General features: G+C 41.2%; 14 protein-coding genes and 2 pseudogenes. 10 read left to right on the top strand and 6 right to left on the bottom strand.

The window, feature by feature from the left end; translation table 11 throughout:
- Window positions 1–47: 47 nt before the first annotated feature.
- Entirely contained in the window at window positions 48–2381 is a 2334-nt protein-coding gene (locus C505_RS0117985; RefSeq protein WP_018694026.1) for a DNA polymerase II, read from the bottom strand.
- 68 nt (window positions 2382–2449) lie between these two features.
- On the opposite strand from C505_RS0117985, the gene dinG reads away from it, so the two are divergent.
- The 4 genes from dinG to rsmS all read left to right on the top strand — a co-directional run bounded on the left by dinG (window position 2450) and on the right by rsmS (window position 5639).
- Window positions 2450–4522, top strand: a complete 2073-nt coding sequence (gene dinG / locus C505_RS0117980; protein WP_018694025.1) for an ATP-dependent DNA helicase DinG — start codon at window positions 2450–2452, stop codon at window positions 4520–4522.
- Between the two features lie 3 nt (window positions 4523–4525).
- On the top strand, window positions 4526–5116 hold the full coding sequence (gene priC, locus C505_RS22875; RefSeq protein WP_018694024.1) for a primosomal replication protein PriC: 591 nt from the start codon (window positions 4526–4528) through the stop codon (window positions 5114–5116).
- A 71-nt stretch (window positions 5117–5187) separates the two neighbouring features.
- The gene (locus C505_RS0117970; protein ID WP_018694023.1) at window positions 5188–5457 is read left to right on the top strand and encodes a late competence development ComFB family protein; all 270 of its coding nucleotides are present in this window, start codon (window positions 5188–5190) and stop codon (window positions 5455–5457) included.
- A gap of 14 nt (window positions 5458–5471) precedes the next feature.
- A complete protein-coding gene (gene rsmS, locus C505_RS24125) occupies window positions 5472–5639 on the top strand; it encodes a pleiotropic regulatory protein RsmS (protein ID WP_018694022.1) in 168 nt (55 codons plus the stop codon).
- A gap of 30 nt (window positions 5640–5669) precedes the next feature.
- Here the strand turns inward: rsmS and blaOXA are convergent, their stop codons facing one another.
- Window positions 5670–6497 (bottom strand): class D beta-lactamase, encoded by an 828-nt coding sequence (gene blaOXA / locus C505_RS0117960; RefSeq protein ID WP_211215094.1) that lies wholly within the window; start codon window positions 6495–6497, stop codon window positions 5670–5672.
- Window positions 6498–6654: 157 nt separating this feature from the next.
- Window positions 6655–8076, bottom strand: coding sequence for a sodium-dependent transporter (locus C505_RS0117950; protein WP_018694020.1), 1422 nt, complete (start codon window positions 8074–8076; stop codon window positions 6655–6657).
- 433 nt (window positions 8077–8509) lie between these two features.
- Here C505_RS0117950 and C505_RS0117945 point away from each other — a divergent pair, with 433 nt between their 5' ends.
- Complete coding sequence (locus C505_RS0117945) at window positions 8510–9718, top strand: DUF445 domain-containing protein (RefSeq protein WP_018694019.1); 1209 nt, start codon at window positions 8510–8512, stop codon at window positions 9716–9718.
- A gap of 394 nt (window positions 9719–10112) precedes the next feature.
- Here the strand turns inward: C505_RS0117945 and C505_RS0117935 are convergent, their stop codons facing one another.
- The gene (locus C505_RS0117935; RefSeq protein ID WP_211215093.1) at window positions 10113–10928 is read right to left on the bottom strand and encodes an alpha/beta fold hydrolase; all 816 of its coding nucleotides are present in this window, start codon (window positions 10926–10928) and stop codon (window positions 10113–10115) included.
- 183 nt (window positions 10929–11111) lie between these two features.
- Here C505_RS0117935 and yjjG point away from each other — a divergent pair, with 183 nt between their 5' ends.
- Entirely contained in the window at window positions 11112–11786 is a 675-nt protein-coding gene (gene yjjG / locus C505_RS0117930) for a pyrimidine 5'-nucleotidase (protein ID WP_040440272.1), read from the top strand.
- Between the two features lie 6 nt (window positions 11787–11792).
- Here yjjG and C505_RS0117925 read toward each other — a convergent pair whose 3' ends face one another.
- The gene (locus tag C505_RS0117925; RefSeq protein ID WP_018694015.1) at window positions 11793–12569 is read right to left on the bottom strand and encodes an AAA family ATPase; all 777 of its coding nucleotides are present in this window, start codon (window positions 12567–12569) and stop codon (window positions 11793–11795) included.
- Between the two features lie 251 nt (window positions 12570–12820).
- Between C505_RS0117925 and C505_RS0117920 the strand changes: the two genes are divergently transcribed.
- Genes C505_RS0117920 through C505_RS23880 form a run of 3 tightly spaced genes read left to right on the top strand, consistent with a single transcriptional unit; the run spans window position 12821 to window position 15479 of the window.
- Complete coding sequence (locus tag C505_RS0117920) at window positions 12821–13450, top strand: TetR/AcrR family transcriptional regulator (RefSeq protein WP_018694014.1); 630 nt, start codon at window positions 12821–12823, stop codon at window positions 13448–13450.
- Window positions 13451–13479: 29 nt separating this feature from the next.
- The gene (locus C505_RS0117915) at window positions 13480–14961 is read left to right on the top strand and encodes a wax ester/triacylglycerol synthase domain-containing protein (protein WP_018694013.1); all 1482 of its coding nucleotides are present in this window, start codon (window positions 13480–13482) and stop codon (window positions 14959–14961) included.
- Window positions 14962–14969: 8 nt separating this feature from the next.
- Entirely contained in the window at window positions 14970–15479 is a 510-nt protein-coding gene (locus tag C505_RS23880; protein ID WP_018694012.1) for an NlpC/P60 family protein, read from the top strand.
- Between the two features lie 31 nt (window positions 15480–15510).
- On the opposite strand, the pseudogene C505_RS24120 reads toward C505_RS23880, so the two are convergent.
- A pseudogene (locus C505_RS24120) lies at window positions 15511–15983 on the bottom strand (IS4 family transposase); the annotation flags it as partial.
- Between the two features lie 104 nt (window positions 15984–16087).
- Between C505_RS24120 and C505_RS0117900 the strand changes: the two are divergent.
- A pseudogene (locus C505_RS0117900) lies at window positions 16088–16273 on the top strand (IS256 family transposase); the annotation flags it as partial.

The raw sequence follows: 16273 nt of genomic DNA, 5'->3' as shown, positions 1-16273 counted from the left end.
AACTAAAAAACGATGACAGGTACTGAATGTTTATACACTGTTCATTGCTATAGCAGAGAAATTTGGGGTTGAAGCATTTGTAATGGGTCAATAGACATTTCATCCAGAATTGGAGCGATTACAGGTAATATTTGTTTTTCAATATAGTGCTCGTAATCAATCGGTGCAGTCAGTCCATCAATTGGCTCTGGACCTTGTGTTGTTATCATGTAAGAAATCCGTGAACCTTTGGAGATCTCTTTCCCACTTAAATCTTTTAATTTTCTGGCGGCGCTTACATGAGGCGGAGTATTTTTGACATATGAGTCTAAAGGCTTACGTAAACGTTTACTGTAGACTAAGAGGTGATCGAGTTTCCCTTGTTTGACTTGCTCAACAATATTCATGATGTATGGCTGGATATCTTCTCCATCAAACCACATTTGATATATATGCTGCTGTACTTCTTTTGCCAACCCCGTCCAATCTGAGCGGACGGACTCCATCCCTTTAAATATATTTTTCTGCGACACAAAGTCTCGACCAACGTATCGCTTTTTTGAGCCGATGTCCTGACCACGGATTGTTGGCATGAAAAAAGGCTGATAAAAGCGCTCAAACTCAAGTTCCAATGCACTTTCTAATTGAAACTCTGTTTTTAACAATTTCAGCCATTTCTTATTGAGCTCACTTGCAAGCACTTTGCCCCTTTGCTGATAGTCACAGTCCTTATCCTTTACTTCAATAAATACAGAGTCCGTATCACCATAAATGACGGTATATCCCATTTCTTCAAGCCAATTGGAAGTTTGTTGCAGAAGCCAATGCCCGCGTTTTGTAATTGAACTTGCTAGTCGCGCATCGAAAAAGCGACATCCATGAGAACCTAATACCCCATAGAAACTATTCATGATAATTTTCACGGCTTGCGATAAAGCCTCATTTTTTTCTTTTTTCGCTTGTTCACGAGCAGACCAAAGCTGTTCAATTAAAGTTGGTAGAATCGGGTTATTTCGTGAAAATAATGCCCCATTAAACCCTGGTACATCATCAGTCGCAGTTCCACCTTCCATGAGACCATATGGATCAATCAAAAATGTTCGAATAATGCTCGGATATAGGCTCTTAAAGTCAAAAACCCATACTTTTTCATAAAAGCCAGGTTTTGAGGTCATCACATAACCGCCAGGACTCGCTTCCCGATGATCGGTTTCCCCCAATGAAGGCGCACAATAGCGCTTTTGATGTAGACGTGGTAGATAAAGATGCGTAAAAGCAGCGACTGAACCCCCACCACGTCCTGGTGCTAAACCAGTCAATTGACTCCGAACTTGTTCAAATTCAACGAGTTTGAGTTGCTGAAAAATTTGCCAGACAAGTACACAATCTTTCAAGTTATAAGTTGTGAAGTAGCCTGGCTGCTCATGGTATAGCTTCATTAATTGATGATGTTTTTGTTGGCCTGAGACAAGCTTTTTATCATGTAGGATCAACTCAGAAACCGCATCCAATGAATAAGATTCAAATTGATACTGTGCATTCTTAAGACAATTGATCCCATCCAGCAAAAGCCGACCTGGACAACTGGACTCATTCATACGTTTTTTATTTGATGCTGCGTCACGAACAGGGAATGTCGTGCAAGGTGATTTACCTCTACCAATCAAAAATGGAATCTGATGAAACTCACATCGTTGATGCAACAGGTTTAAATCGAAGTCGATGACACTCCAACCGATAATTACATCTGGATCCCATTGCTGGATTGTTTGTACCGCCTGTTTGAGGAGTGTCTGTTCGTCTGGAACAATCTCTACATAGTCAGCCAATCCTGGCGGTTGTGACTCGTACCTGAGAATCACAAGGCTTTTATCCTGATTGTAAAAGCCAATAGAAATCACTTCATTTTGAAAGTTAGTCTCAATGTCCAATGATAAAACACTGAGCGGAGGCAAGTATTCTCCAGATTGAAATTGGCATTGCTGGAACGAGTCGCCCGCTTTTTCTCCTTTTACCCAGCAAGAAGCAGTAATGTACCGCTCCATCAAGAATTGCTCAGCAGGTTTGATATCTTGTTCAAACATCATGATCTGTTGTGCATTGAATGCCCGCAGAGCACGATAATAATCTTGAAGTCGATAAAATGTCACTGGGATTGCATCATGAGAAGCGTAAAAAGTCTGAAAGGGATTGTGTTCCTGAATAGCCGCATTGATATTTAATCCCCGAAGGCAAGCTTTTGCGCTGTCAATCTGCGATTCAGAGACAAAAAACGTCACATTTGCCGGACTTGTTGCCAGTACTGGCCCCTGAGGCGTTTTCAACCAAAGTTGGAGCGTCATCTGATGATCTGTATCTATCATTTGTTTGGATAAAATAAATCCAGGAAATACTTGCTCCACGGTGATACTCGCAATTACAATTCACTACTGTATTTTCATACATAGTAAGGTGCTGTACTTCATTTGTCATGCTCAGTGATCAACTTAAACAACAAATTAGAAAGATTTACCGACACATCTCTGACAGCTTGGATGGATTCACTCCACGTCCATCTCAAAATCAGCTTGTCGCTGAAATTGCAAAGACGCTCGCGGGTGATTACGACAAACAACAGCGTATGATTGTCATTGAGGCAGGAACAGGTACAGGGAAATCTCTGGCCTACCTGCTTGGCTCGATTCCCTATGCGCTTCGTCACAACAAAAAAGTGATCATTAGCACAGCAACCGTCGCACTACAAGAACAGCTCATTCATAAAGATTTACCATTTTTCTCAAAACACAGCAAACTTGAGTTCGAATATTGCCTGCTCAAAGGACGGCAAAGGTATTGTTGTTTATCAAAGCTGGATGCATTGGTTCATCAGGAACAATTATCTTTCAGTGCGCTGCTCACGCAAAAGGTCACGAAAGGCCAGGAAGCGAAGCTTCATGAGATGCACAAGAAGTTATTGAATGGCAGCTGGGCAGGTGACAGAGATAGCTGGCCGGATCCAATAGAAGATCATCTCTGGTCAGCGATTGAGAGCGACAAACACTTTTGCGTTCGTGGATTGGCAGCACATGAAGATTGCCCTTTCCATCGTGCAAGAGAGTTTGTCGAAACAGCTGATGTGCTTGTCATCAACCATAGTTTACTCCTAGCCGATCTGGAGTTAGGTGGTGGAAAGATCCTCCCACCAACAGAGGATTGTATCTTTGTTATTGATGAAGCACACCACTTACCGGATGTCACTCGGGACTTTTCTTCTGCCCATGCAACCGTCAAAGGTGCTATGGATTGGCTAGAAAAGTTGCAAAAGCTCAGTAACAAATTTTGTTCAATATTTACCTCAAATCGCTCAGCTGGAGTCACATTTGAACTCCACGATCGCATCGAAGAACTGAAAAAAGAGCTGAAGCAGCTCTATGATTGGCTCAACACAAACCAAGACCAGTTCTTTCACAAAGAAAAGCTTTATCGATTTGAGCATGGTGTCCTCCCCCAGTGGCTGGTACGTCAGTCAGAAAATCTGGGGACATCATCAGGTAAGGTATTCAAACTTCAACGGAAACTCCATGATGCGCTCTTAAATGAAGTCAAAGAAGGTGACGTCAAGCACACAAAAGCAGAGCCTTTGCTCACTGAGTCTGGATTCTTTTTAAAACGACTAGAAAACCTATCTCGATTATGGCAAATGATGGGAAGCCCATTACCAAAGTCCAAAGCGCCTGATGCAAGATGGATAGAAACCATTCATGAAGGTAAAGATTTCCTCGTGTCTTCAAGTCCATTAGAAGTCGGATATTTCCTTGCAGATCGTTTATGGTCACAATGTGCAGGTGCTGTCCTCTGTTCAGCAACAATGACCGCCTTAAATAAATTTGATCATTTCCGTTATCAAGCCGGACTGGAAGCGAATGATGGCACACAATACTTGAAAGTCGACTCGCCTTTCAGCTATCAAGAAAAAGCCGTATTGAGGCTACCTGCCTTAACCATTGAGCCGACCCAGGAACAATTTACAGACACACTTATCGAAACACTCCCTGAATTGCTCAAGCATACAGGCGCATCACTCGTTCTCTTTGCATCCTATTGGCAGATGGAAGCCGTTGCTGATGCACTTCGAGAACAGCATCACTTCTCTTTACTTGTTCAAGGTGAGGCATCAAGAAGTGCACTATTAACGCTTCACAAACAAAAGTGTGATAACAATGAGCCAAGTATTTTGTTTGGTACTCAGAGCTTTTCTGAAGGGTTGGATTTACCAGGACACTACCTCACGAACCTTGTGATCACAAAAATCCCTTTTGCAGTACCTACGTCTCCTGTAGAGCAAGCTCAGGCAGAGTTCATCAAATCAAAAGATGGCAACCCATTTTTGACCCTGACAGTACCAGAGGCATCAAAGAAGCTCGCGCAAGCCTGTGGTCGACTGTTGAGAAAAGAGTCCGATCATGGGATCATCACCATCTTAGATCGTCGATTGATTAGTAAAGCCTACGGTAAGTCCATGTTGAATGCGCTGCCCCCTTTTAAGCGTCATATAGAATATTAACTCATGACAACCGATAAATTGTTACAGCAACTCAGCAATGACATCCAGGCGCTTGCAAAGGCTTGTCATAACTCTGATCTGCAATATAAAAAAGAAGCGTGGCATATGCCGGACTTGATTCAAAACGAACAGTTCCAAACAACATCCTCGTATCTTTCTCCCTATATTGAAGAACTTGAATATTCACTGAGCAAACTGCAATCGTTGTGTAACCACAAAAACTCCCATGATCTCATAGAAGCCACAGTCGAACGTGTTGTCAGTCAATTTTCAGCAATCAAGAATGCTTTGGATAATCGTTCTTATCTCGTTAAGTCAGCAAAAAGCTCGAAAAAATCCTCTCCTTATCGAAAAGTTGCGCAAGCAGTCATGGGTCGCTCCCACCAACTCTATGCGGACTTAACACAGCACCATGAATATGAACGTCGCCTGATGGATATGATCAGAGAAAGAGAAAATAAGCTTTCGCATGCAGACAAAACACAAGGTCAAAAATTACAACAAGAGATTTTTGCCCTCCATGGCCGACTAGGGCGGTGCCGCCGTGCAATTTGTTCACTTGAAGTCCGAATTCAAGATGCAGAAAGACGTTAAAATGGCAAATCATATCTGCTGAATTATTCTATACATAAGGCATGCTTTTTATTTTCTTAGGGGGATTGGCCATGCATTTAGATATAGAAATCCATAATTTTTACGAACACCTCGTTGCCAACCAGATTGCAGCACTTGGACTTGAGAATGAAAAATCAGAAGATTACCTCTCTGATCTATGCTGCATCGCTCTCAATACATTACCACCACGATATATCCGCCATGAAGTCGATATGGCCTTTTTCCTACCACAACATGAGCGAATTGAGATGGAAGTTCAAGTTAAAAAAGCTGTTGATCGTGCCATGGAAATATTAGAAAGTAGCGAGTCAGCTCGATAATAAATTAGGATCTTATGGCAGACTCTCTCGATAATGCGCCTGAGCATATTCAACTAGCGGTCGATTTGATCATGCTGCTGGAGCAGCACGATCTATCACCTCAAACCGTTTTAGATGCTTTAGAAATTGTGAAAAGTGATTTTCAACAAAAATTAGCAATCAACAATAAAATGGATAATTGATGTGTATGAGAAAGAGTGTAAGGCAACGCCTTACACTGATGTTTCTGGAATGATCCCTTTCTTAATCAGTGCCTCCAAAACAATCCGCTTTCTCATCGCGATATGCTTTTTCTGTTCCACATCAATATTGAGGGCGAAAAACCACACATCTTCCTGCGTTTCAATAAACCCAACAAACCAGCCTATTTTTTGAGGGCTTTCTTCACCAAAACCAACGAGACCCGTTTTTGCATAGAGTGTATAGTCCTGGTTTTTATCCTGTTGCATCAGTGATTTTGTCAGCTGTTGGTGCTCTTTTTTGTAAGGCAGTGTTTCGTGATAAAGGCGCTTTAAGAATTCAATCTGCTGGTGGGCACTAATACGGATATCTCCTTGGAGCCAAAATGTCGTTAAATCACCGAGCTGTTGATTACCATATGACATTTTTTTCATATGTTTTTTATAGTTTTCGAGGCCAACCTGACTCGCAATTTGTTGATAGCACCATACGCATGAAGCTGGTAATGCTTGTCTTAAAGTTAGGTTCTGATTCCAAACAGGTAGCTCTCTTTGCTTTCCATCCCATTGAAAAACATCATCTGCACTTTGAACAACACCTTCATCCAAAGCTATCAATGTATTCGGGATCTTAAAAGTAGAGGCGGGAAGAAATGGTTTCTGGCTACGCTCAATATGATATTGATATTGAGTCCCTTTATCTGAGCTGAGTATCAGCGTCCCTTTCACTAAGTGAGTTGCAAAAATTGCCTGTAACTGGAGGTCTTCTTTTTTTGTTGCTTTAGAAGTGCAGCCAACAGCAAGCACCATAGTCAAAGTGGACAAAATTAATTTGATAAAGGTGGATTTAAAACTAGACATCTTATTTTACTTTGTTAAAAAATTTGGCGGCATTATACGTGAAAACATTATTTCAATTATGGCTTTATGCGGAGGAAATATGGCGAATTATGGCAATTAAGAAAATAGGGAGAAGAAAGAGGCAAAATGCCTCTTTCCAAATCAAAGCATGTCAGGCTTAAGCCAGTAAGTTGACACCAAAGAATTTTAGAGCGATTGTACTGATCGCAACAAGCGCAAGGATCACAGGAATAAAGGTCATCAATGAAATGTTGACGTACTTTTGCATCCAAGTCCTAGCAATTCCTTCTCCACCTGTTTCCATTTCGGCGTTGAAGTTTGCCTGCTTCCAACGATACATCACGAAAATACACACAATAAGACCATTAATTGGAAGGATTGTGTCGTAGAATACATTTTCCAGAATATCAAAGAATGATTTTACCTTTCCTGCATAGGACACAAATTCTGTAAAGAACTGTGACATCCCAAAAGAAAGTGCAGCAATGACGGTTAATGCAGCCATCAATTCACCTACAATCAAGAGCGCCTTATCACGCGGATAGCCACGATTATCGATAAAACCAGCGACAGGAACTTCAATGATAGAAACCAAGCTTGTGATCGCAGCAAACAAAACAAGTATAAAGAAAATACCAGCAATCAGCGAAGCGCCAAAGTAACCAATATCAGCCTGTAACGCTAAAAATATTTTTGGTAAGAAAACAAAAATCATTCCAACCGAAGAGCTTGTCAACTGTGAAGTATCCGTCTCAGGGTTGAAAGAGAAAATCGCAGGCAAGATCATCAAACCAGCAAGGAAAGCTACACCTGAGTCCGTCATAGCAACAGAAAATGCGGACTTAGAGATATCGTCTTGCTTACGCAAATATGAACCATATGTGATCAAAATACCCATACCGAGGGAGAGTGAGAAGAAAGCTTGGCTCAGTGCACCACTAATCACAGGCAGTGTGATTTTTGAGATATCTGGAATTAAATAATACTTCACACCAAGGAAAGCATTTTCTAATGTCAGAACATAAACCATCAATGCAATCAGCAAGACAAATAGCGCAGGCATCAAGAACTTCGCTAAACGTTCAATCCCGTCTTTAACACCACCAACAAGGATCAATTTCACCATTGCAAAAACAATTGCCATATAGAGGAATACATCAGGCGAATTGATGAACTGCCCAAAAGTCTCCGCTTGAGATAAAACATCTAGGTTACCCGTCACAATCTCAAAAAGGTACCCAACGATCCAAACAGTGACAACGGTATAGAAAACACCAATCATGAATGGTGTGATCATCATAAACATCCCGAAAAACTTCCAAATCGGCGAGTTATTTGAGAGTTCTTTAAAAGCACCAAATGGGTTTCGGCAAGTATTACGACCGAGTGATAACTCAGCGATCATGAGCGGCAAACAAATTGCCACGACGAATATTGCGTACATTAATAAAAATGCACCGCCCCCGTTTTTTGTTGCTGCAACAGGAAATGCAACCAGGTTCCCCAACCCGACTGCAGATCCAGCAGCGGCTAATATAAAGCCGATTTTTGAGCTGAATTGCCCCCGTTCAAGACTCATTCTTTTTCCTTTCTCAAGTTACATTAGAAATAATTATGAATAGCTGGCCGATACTAACAATATTTGCTTATTTTGTCTTCCCATTCCTCAAAAAACATCACTGATCAGACGTTTTAATAACATTAGACATCTCTTAGCATAATTAGGCCAACTAGTTAAATTAGATTTTCTAATCTGGTATATTTATGCGATTTCTTATCATGTTTTTTATTTTATTCATCGATACACTTGGGCTTGTTGTTCGTTTCTGATTCAGATTAAATTCCCACTATTCAACTGGTTTGAAAATCAATACAATGTTCAGAGTTTGAAAAGACGCCTCTCTGTAGTCGCTTGAGCAGATCCGTCATATGCAAGTTTGTGACAGCACATCGCTTTTCATTTCGTGAAGCAGTGTTCCTGCAGTCACCCCAAAAAGATTGTATAGAAGAGTATGGACTGGATTTTAGAACACCTCATATTAATGCTTATTCCGATTATCAGCGCATTTGTTGGCTGGCTTACCAATTATCTTGCGGTCAAAATGATGTTTTACCCCGTTCGTTTTGTCGGGATCAAACCCATTTTTGGCTGGCAAGGGCTCATTCCAGCAAAAGCGAGAGAGATGGCAGAAATCGAAACCGATTTGATTCTCAACCGATTACTGTCTGTAGAAGACATCGCCAAACGCATAGATGCAAAACAACTCACCGAAAATATCGAGCGCCGGCTCAACCAAGTTCTCAAAGGCATCATTAATACCGTCATGAAAGACTCCGCCCCACAACTTTGGGCGATGATGCCGATTCAGGGGAAAAAAGCGGTGTATCATCGTGTCGAAATGGATGTACCTGATGTCGTCAATAAGATGGTGCAGGACTTTCAGGATAATGTTGTCGAGATCCTCAATATTAAAGAGCTGGTCATTGAGCAACTCACAAAAAACCCAGGACTTGTGAACGAGATCTTCATCAAGTCTGGCGAAAAAGAATTCCCATTTATTGAACGTAGTGGCTTTTATTTCGGGTTTTTGTTTGGTATTCCAACCATGGTGCTTTGGTATTTTTATCAGGCATGGTGGTTGCTTCCCTTAGGGGGCTTGATTGTAGGCTATGCAACAAACTGGATTGCAATCCAGATCATATTCGAACCCAAGCGTCCGAAAAAGCTTGGTCCAATAACCATCCAAGGCATGTTCTTAAAACGGCAAAATGAGGTCAGTACAATCTATTCCGATATCATAGAAAAAAAACTGATCAACGCAGAGAACATTGTCGATACATTACTTCGTGGTCAAGGCTCAGATCAGCTGTTTGAAATTATTGAGTTACATGTCAACGAAGCGATTGATCGTTACTTAAATGTCACGCAACCTTATGTTGTACTCACCATAGGCTCAGAAAACTATTACACGATCAAGGATAATGCCTGCAAGATGCTTTTTGAGCATGCAGAAAAATATCTGCTATACGCTTATGACTATGCCAACGATGCGCTCAATATTGGGAATGATCTTCGTCAAAAAATGCAGGCTTTAGAACCCGAAGAATTCGAAGGTGTTTTGAGGCCAGCATACAAACAGGATGAGTGGAAATTGATTGTTGTTGGAGCCATCCTTGGCATGTGTGCCGGATTTATGCAATTACAGTTAATTTATCTCTGAAGATGCGCTGACGGATAACCGTTTTTGATTGGTATAAGCGACCCATAAAAAAGTACACAGGCTCATGCAAGCGCCGAGGGCGAGAAGATATCCGTGTGTTTGTTTATCCGTCCAGGTATTGATTTGGATAAATTCGAAAGGAAAAAATAATCTCCCAATACCTGAAAACATAAAAAGAAAGCCAACCATTCTGCACAATCGATGTGAACAATACATTCCCCATCCCCCGAACACCACTAATAGCAATCCAACAGTTCTGATCACACGATTATCTGATAAAACTTGAGTTGCTTGCTCAGCCCAAACAAAATGAAAAATCGAACTCAGTGCAAAAAACACCGTGATAGAAAACAAGAAATATTTTGATCTTCGGACTATCGTTCGATGTATATCATTATGCATAATGAGTAACCCTCTCAGCATTTATATCCTGCATCTTATGAATTGCATGTGTTAAAGACAGATAAAACGCTTCTGGATTTTCAAGCATAGGGCTATGCCCACATTGTGGGATCACATCAATTGACAGAGTACTTAACTGTTCTGCAAGCACTTGCCAGCCTTGCACTGGCGTGATCAAATCATGATCTCCCCATATACCATGAACGGGAGTCACCAATGATGCACAGGCTCCAAAAATATCGTAACGACGGCTAAATGAAAGCCAGCGTACAAGATGACCAAATATTTGCTTATCAGAAAATAGTGCCGCTATCTCACTGATGCCGCGTTCAGGGACAAGTGATTTATCGTAAAATACTCGATTTGCCAGCCGTGAAGCAAATTCTACCTTTCCTGTACGAAGCTCATTAAGCGCAATACCGACGTCCATTTCGTTCAGCCCTGGTGAGCCACTTAAAATGACTCCTGAAATTTTTTCTGGGCAAACGTTTGCATAGTGCAAACTAATCAGAGCTCCCATTGAATTACCGATCAGGTAAGGTTTGGAAGTAGAGGATGCTATCAATTCATCCAGACGCAGCTTTGCTATTTGAAAATTTCCTTTGAATGCTTTGGGGATCGCATGTTCAAAGGTAAATATTTCAACTTCGTTTTTATCAAACAATCTAACAACACCCTCCCAAATCCAACCACCAGCAAATAAACCAGGTAAGAAAATAAGGGATGTTCTTTGGGTATTCATTTTCAATATTCCACTCATAAAAATGAAAAAGAATATATTCGTATTTATCTTGGGTACATCGGTCAATAGTCTGGATATTCAAGCCAATATCATAGCGATCAAGCTTTCGGCAGTTCGATAAGTTCGTTATAATATTCCGCTCAATTACTTGAGTGGCCTTTATCGCAATATTGTTTGTCACTCAAGCCTGAAATACGCATCCCCATCGCGGATGTCATGTCTTTTTCCCCACAGTTTGGAGTAACGCTGATGAATTATTCTTGGATCCTCTTTGATGCAGACGACACCCTATTTCATTTCGATGCCTATGAAGGTTTGAAGCGGATGTTTGCAAACTATCAAATTGATTTCACGAAGGTTGAATTTTTGGAATATCAGAAGCTCAATCTTCCCCTGTGGGTTAACTACCAGGATGGTAAGATCACAGCTCAACAATTGAAGCACCGTCGATTTGAATTATGGTCAGAAGAGTTAAATATCAGTACCCAAAAAATGAACCTGGACTTTTTAGATGCCATGGCTGATGTCTGTTATCTATTACCAGGCGCAGAGGAACTACTCAATACTCTCCAAGGCCATGTGAAGCTTGGGATCATTACGAATGGCTTTACCGCATTGCAAGAGATCCGTTTGGCTCGCGCAGGGCTTCAAAACATGTTTGATCACCTTATCATCTCTGAGGAAGTGGGCATTGCGAAACCTGATAAAGGCATTTTTGAACATGCTTTTCAGCTGATGAACCATCCACCGAAATCGAATATCCTCATGGTTGGTGATAATCCACATTCAGATATTCTTGGTGGAATGAACGCTGGGATCCACACTTGTTGGCTAAACCCTGAGCAAAAAGATGTGCCAGAAGGGATAACGCCACACTATCAAGTCCAATCCCTTTATGAGCTGAATCAGCTTTTGCACCCTTAAGTGAGTTCAAGCAGGCTCTAATTCATCAAACAGCTGGCTGAGTTCTTCGGTCAGCGTATGTTTTGGCGCCATATGAATTAGTGGCTTTTTCTCCTGATGCGACTCACGCATCTTTACAGACGCCGAAATCGTTTGTTCAAAAACCGGATACGATTCTTCCTTTAATTCATCAATGATCCGTTTTGGAAGAAGGGCGCGTTTAATAAACTGATTCGCGACAATGCCTTCAATTTTAAGTCCAGTATTATGATCTTCTTTGATTTCTTCTAAATGATTCGTGATGTTGTAAAGTGCTTTTCTAGAGAAGTCATCACAATCAATTGGGATCACACAGGAGTCCGCGGCAATTAAGGCAGAGAGGCTGTAGAAGTTTAAAGCAGGCGCGGTATCAATATAAATACGATCAAAAACGGATGCCATCTCCTCCAAAGAGTCTCTCAATTTATAAATTTTGTGGCGACTTTCCAGCTTTGTTTCCAGAAATGTCAGCTCAGGAGAGGAAGGAATAATGAACAAGTTGTCAAAACAAGTTGAATGGACATAATCACGAATGCTTTTCCGGTGAATATGGAAAGTGATGGTTTGCTCAAAGTATTCTGCAATATTTGGAGAAACGTCTTCTTTACCATCCAATAAATACTGTGTAGCGTTACACTGCGTATCTAAATCAATCACCAGTGTTTTATATCCACGTTGTGCACTGATGGCGGCTAAATTCACTGCAAGGCTGGATTTACCTACGCCACCTTTCTTATTAAAAAACACACGTTTCACAAAATTCATCCTTTTATATCAAAAAGTTAGAAGATAAATTCTAAATATTTTCGTTATATTCGTGGTGTAGTGTCTGGTATGTTGTAGTGTCTTTCTTTTCACCAATAGATTACGCCAAACTCGGTGAAAATAAAGTCAATTTCTCATATTTCATACGAAAAAAAATATGAGTCACTCGCTCCCTTAAACTTAGTCGTTGGTTCACCCCCGCGTGGTCAAACACCGCAAGCGTGCCGCGATGTAAAAAATTGGATTGTTCAATGAAGACAGCAGATCGTATCCTCATCACGAGCCTTGCCTTATTCAATGAATTTGGTGAAGCAAATGTCACCAGTGTCGATATCGCAAATGAAATGGACATCAGCCCAGGAAATCTGTATTACCACTTCAAAGGAAAGGAAGAGATTGTCAAAGCACTGTTTCAGTCCTTCGATAGCCGAGTCAAGCATATCCTGTTCCGTCCAGGAGAAAGCACCATTGAAATGAAGGATTTTTTCTATTTCTTGTATTTGGTTATCGAGCAACAACACAATTTCCGATTTCTTTATCGGACCCCCTCTGATCTCATTAACAAATATCCTTCAATTTCAAAGGGCTTTAAATTTATTATTCGGGATATGGAAAAAGCAACGGCTCAGTTGCTTGACATGTACGTCGATCAGGGCCAACTTAAACTGTCAGCATGCGATAAACAGCATTTGATCGATCTCATCGTGCTCTTGTTCACGCAGTCTTTAAACTATTACGTATTAAAAGGTGAAGATGTCAATCAGGACAATGTGATTCATCAATGTCTTGCATCTGTATTCTACGCCGTCTCACCTTACCTGACTTTACCGGAGCAGGAAGTGTCAATGTTAAAGGAGGAGTTTGGGTTTGACGGAAAATAAAGACCTACACATTGACGAAGGTGATCGCAATGACTAAGGCTATCACATTGATTGACAGAGCGTTTTGGATCACAGAAACCGATCAAAATCCAAAACATGTCGGCGGTATACAAATATTAAGTTTACCGGAACATATCTCCCAAGAGTATGTGTATCAACTGTATCGGCACCTCAAAACATTTTCGACACCGACATCCCCTTTTTCCTGCAAAATTAAAACCTATCTTGGATTTCCAACGCATTTTGAGGATGTCGATAAACTCGATATGGATTATCACCTTCATTTTCATCAAATCCATGATGTATCTAATTCTACAGAACTCCATCAATATGTCGCAAGATTACATGAAGTACGACTGGATAAAGATAAACCACTTTGGCAATATCATCTCATTCAAAGCCATGAAGGGAACCAGTGGGCGATTTATATTAAAATTCACCACATGTATGGCGATGGTGCATCACTGTTACAGTGGTTTCAAACGACTTTTTCCAGCCAACCAAATCAGGCGTTACCAACGCCAGTTTGGTCAATAGAGCACCCTGAGCGACCGAAAAAATATCTCAACCAGTGGACTCGCTTTCTCCATAAAAGTTGGATTTTTATCCATTCATTTATGGATATTTTCTGGATGTTCTGCCGACTGTTTCTAAAGTTAATTCGATTGAACCGGCACTACATGCCGCTTCCGTTTTCGGGTAAAAAAACCGTATTGACAGGACAGGTTAAGAAAGGAAGAACACTCGTCACAACCGATTTGCCGTTGGACCGTGTACAGCATTTATCCAAGAAGCTCAGAGCAACCGTAAACGAGTTACTGCTCACCACACTTGATATTGCGTTGCATCGACTGTTAAATGATTATGGGCACACATTCGACAAGCCATTTATTGCACAAATGCCAATCAACTTACGCAAGCCTGGTGAAAAAACAACGGGCAACAAAATTGGCATTGCATTGGTTGAGCTGGCTTATGCCAAGAAAGACCCTTATCTACGTCTACGTCAAATCATTCAGTCCCACAAAATTGTCAAAGATGCTGCAAAAAAAGTCACCCCATCCGCCTTTAGTTACTACACCTTAATTTTACAATCCTATGCAATATTATTCGAAGCGCTGCGATTGTCGGATTACATCAATCCGCTTGGTAATATTCTCATATCGAATATGCCCGGTCCTAAGCAACAACTATACTTTCAAGAGTCCGCAGTTGTCGCGACATACCCAATTTCTACCATTCCTCCCGGTGGTGGGATCAATGTCACAATGTTGACCTATAACGGTCGTGTCAATGTCGGAATGGTATGTTGTAATCGGGATATTAAATCGTTAGCGCCGATGAAGGCATATCTTCATGAAGCTTTTGATTTATTAGAAAGAAGTGTTGATGATCATCGTGTCACAACAGATGATATTGGTGAAGTACCACCACCGGATGGAAAATCTGTTGTTGATGATCCATCCAATATCGTTCATCAGGACGATTCGAAAGAAAAATCCGCAGCCTGAGGCAAAAGATGATGAATGTGAGCTATGAACCAATTCATATGAAGGCAAAACAGTTCCAGCCTTTTTATGTCACTGACCCCAATTCACTGCATACAGGTGATATTCTCTATCGGAGAAAAGGGCCAGTGATGCATGTCGGTGTTTACCTCGGCAATGATCAAGTGATCCACAATGTTCCTGGAAAAGGGGAACATATTTGTAATTTTGAAGCTTTTCGGGAAGGAAAAGACGTCCTTGCCAAACCCTCTGGCTTACCTGAATCACAAATCAAAGAAAATGCAGCGCAACTTTTAGCAAACCCAAAAGACTATCAGTTATTTTACCGCAATTGTGAACATACCGCGCACGATATTCTCAAAGGAAATCCTGTCAGCCGTCAATTGGAAGAAGTCGAAGCATGGGCGCTGATCGGTGCCGCGTTTGGTCAAGGCTTTGGTCGAAAAGGTATGGTCGTCGGTGGTGTTATTGGCGGGGTTGCGGGAGTATTTTCACTCCCGAAATTGTGGTGGTTGAGGTAAAAAACCACCTGCATAGCTGGCTGTCTCTTGATCACAAACCCTGTTCAATAGACAGGCCTAGTTCGTAACCTTCAATGATGGCTTGTAATTTAAGCCATCCTTCCCAGAGCGTCTAAACTGATGCTCTTCCATTTCTTTTGCTTTCTTTACAACCGCAAAGCCATGCGAGATGTTCATAAGCCCATTTTGCAGTCAGAATTTTCTCTGGAGGTGGTGTCTTTATTCTTTTCACCTAAAGTAACTTCCAAGCGCTCGGGAATAAGATTTTCTCACAGCTAATATCTTCAACTTGCTCATTGGCAAACTTCAACTGGAAGATCCTTACGGCTAAAAAGCATAAATGTTAGCTAATCTATCTAAGTTGTCTTTACTCTGTATTCAAAGCTCTTCAACTCGAGTCCCTTGACTTTTCCAAGCCTTGTGACATTCCTCAATAAGACAACGTTTCTTGTAGTAGGTGATAATTTTTAAAGTGTCTTCCGCACTGTTTACGGGTTCATTCGAAAATGGAGCTATGATGATTTCTGGTGTATGAGGTGAGAAAAAGAATGTGGTGCTAATCTGTTGATTGATCTCGCAAATCAATAGTCAACAAAGAGAAACACCACATGGCAAATCATAAAGTATCACCACTGAAATCACCAGAAATAGATCCACTGAACGACGTTTTAAAACAAGGGGCACAAGCACTCCTCGCGAAAGCCATTGAAGCTGAAGTGGCCGAGTTATTGGCACAATACGAAACGCTTCAAGTGGATGGCAAACCAGCAGTCGTTCGCAATGGGCACTTACCG

Source organism: Algicola sagamiensis DSM 14643, assembly GCF_000374485.1.
In the GTDB taxonomy this organism is placed as follows: domain Bacteria; phylum Pseudomonadota; class Gammaproteobacteria; order Enterobacterales; family Alteromonadaceae; genus Algicola; species Algicola sagamiensis.
Note: the sequence above shows the minus strand (reverse complement) of the source record. Positions and strands in the feature narration are given on the sequence as shown.

Coding starts and splice junctions, on each gene's coding strand:
- C505_RS0117945 (WP_018694019.1), top strand. CDS start 8,510: ATGGACTGGATTTTAGAACACCTCATATTAATGCTTATTCCGATTATC.
- yjjG (WP_040440272.1), top strand. CDS start 11,112: ATGAATTATTCTTGGATCCTCTTTGATGCAGACGACACCCTATTTCAT.
- C505_RS0117915 (WP_018694013.1), top strand. CDS start 13,480: ATGACTAAGGCTATCACATTGATTGACAGAGCGTTTTGGATCACAGAA.
- C505_RS0117950 (WP_018694020.1), bottom strand. CDS start 8,076: ATGAGTCTTGAACGGGGGCAATTCAGCTCAAAAATCGGCTTTATATTA.
- C505_RS0117920 (WP_018694014.1), top strand. CDS start 12,821: ATGAAGACAGCAGATCGTATCCTCATCACGAGCCTTGCCTTATTCAAT.
- C505_RS23880 (WP_018694012.1), top strand. CDS start 14,970: ATGATGAATGTGAGCTATGAACCAATTCATATGAAGGCAAAACAGTTC.
- blaOXA (WP_211215094.1), bottom strand. CDS start 6,497: ATGTCTAGTTTTAAATCCACCTTTATCAAATTAATTTTGTCCACTTTG.
- rsmS (WP_018694022.1), top strand. CDS start 5,472: ATGGCAGACTCTCTCGATAATGCGCCTGAGCATATTCAACTAGCGGTC.
- dinG (WP_018694025.1), top strand. CDS start 2,450: ATGCTCAGTGATCAACTTAAACAACAAATTAGAAAGATTTACCGACAC.
- priC (WP_018694024.1), top strand. CDS start 4,526: ATGACAACCGATAAATTGTTACAGCAACTCAGCAATGACATCCAGGCG.
- C505_RS0117925 (WP_018694015.1), bottom strand. CDS start 12,569: ATGAATTTTGTGAAACGTGTGTTTTTTAATAAGAAAGGTGGCGTAGGT.
- C505_RS0117970 (WP_018694023.1), top strand. CDS start 5,188: ATGCATTTAGATATAGAAATCCATAATTTTTACGAACACCTCGTTGCC.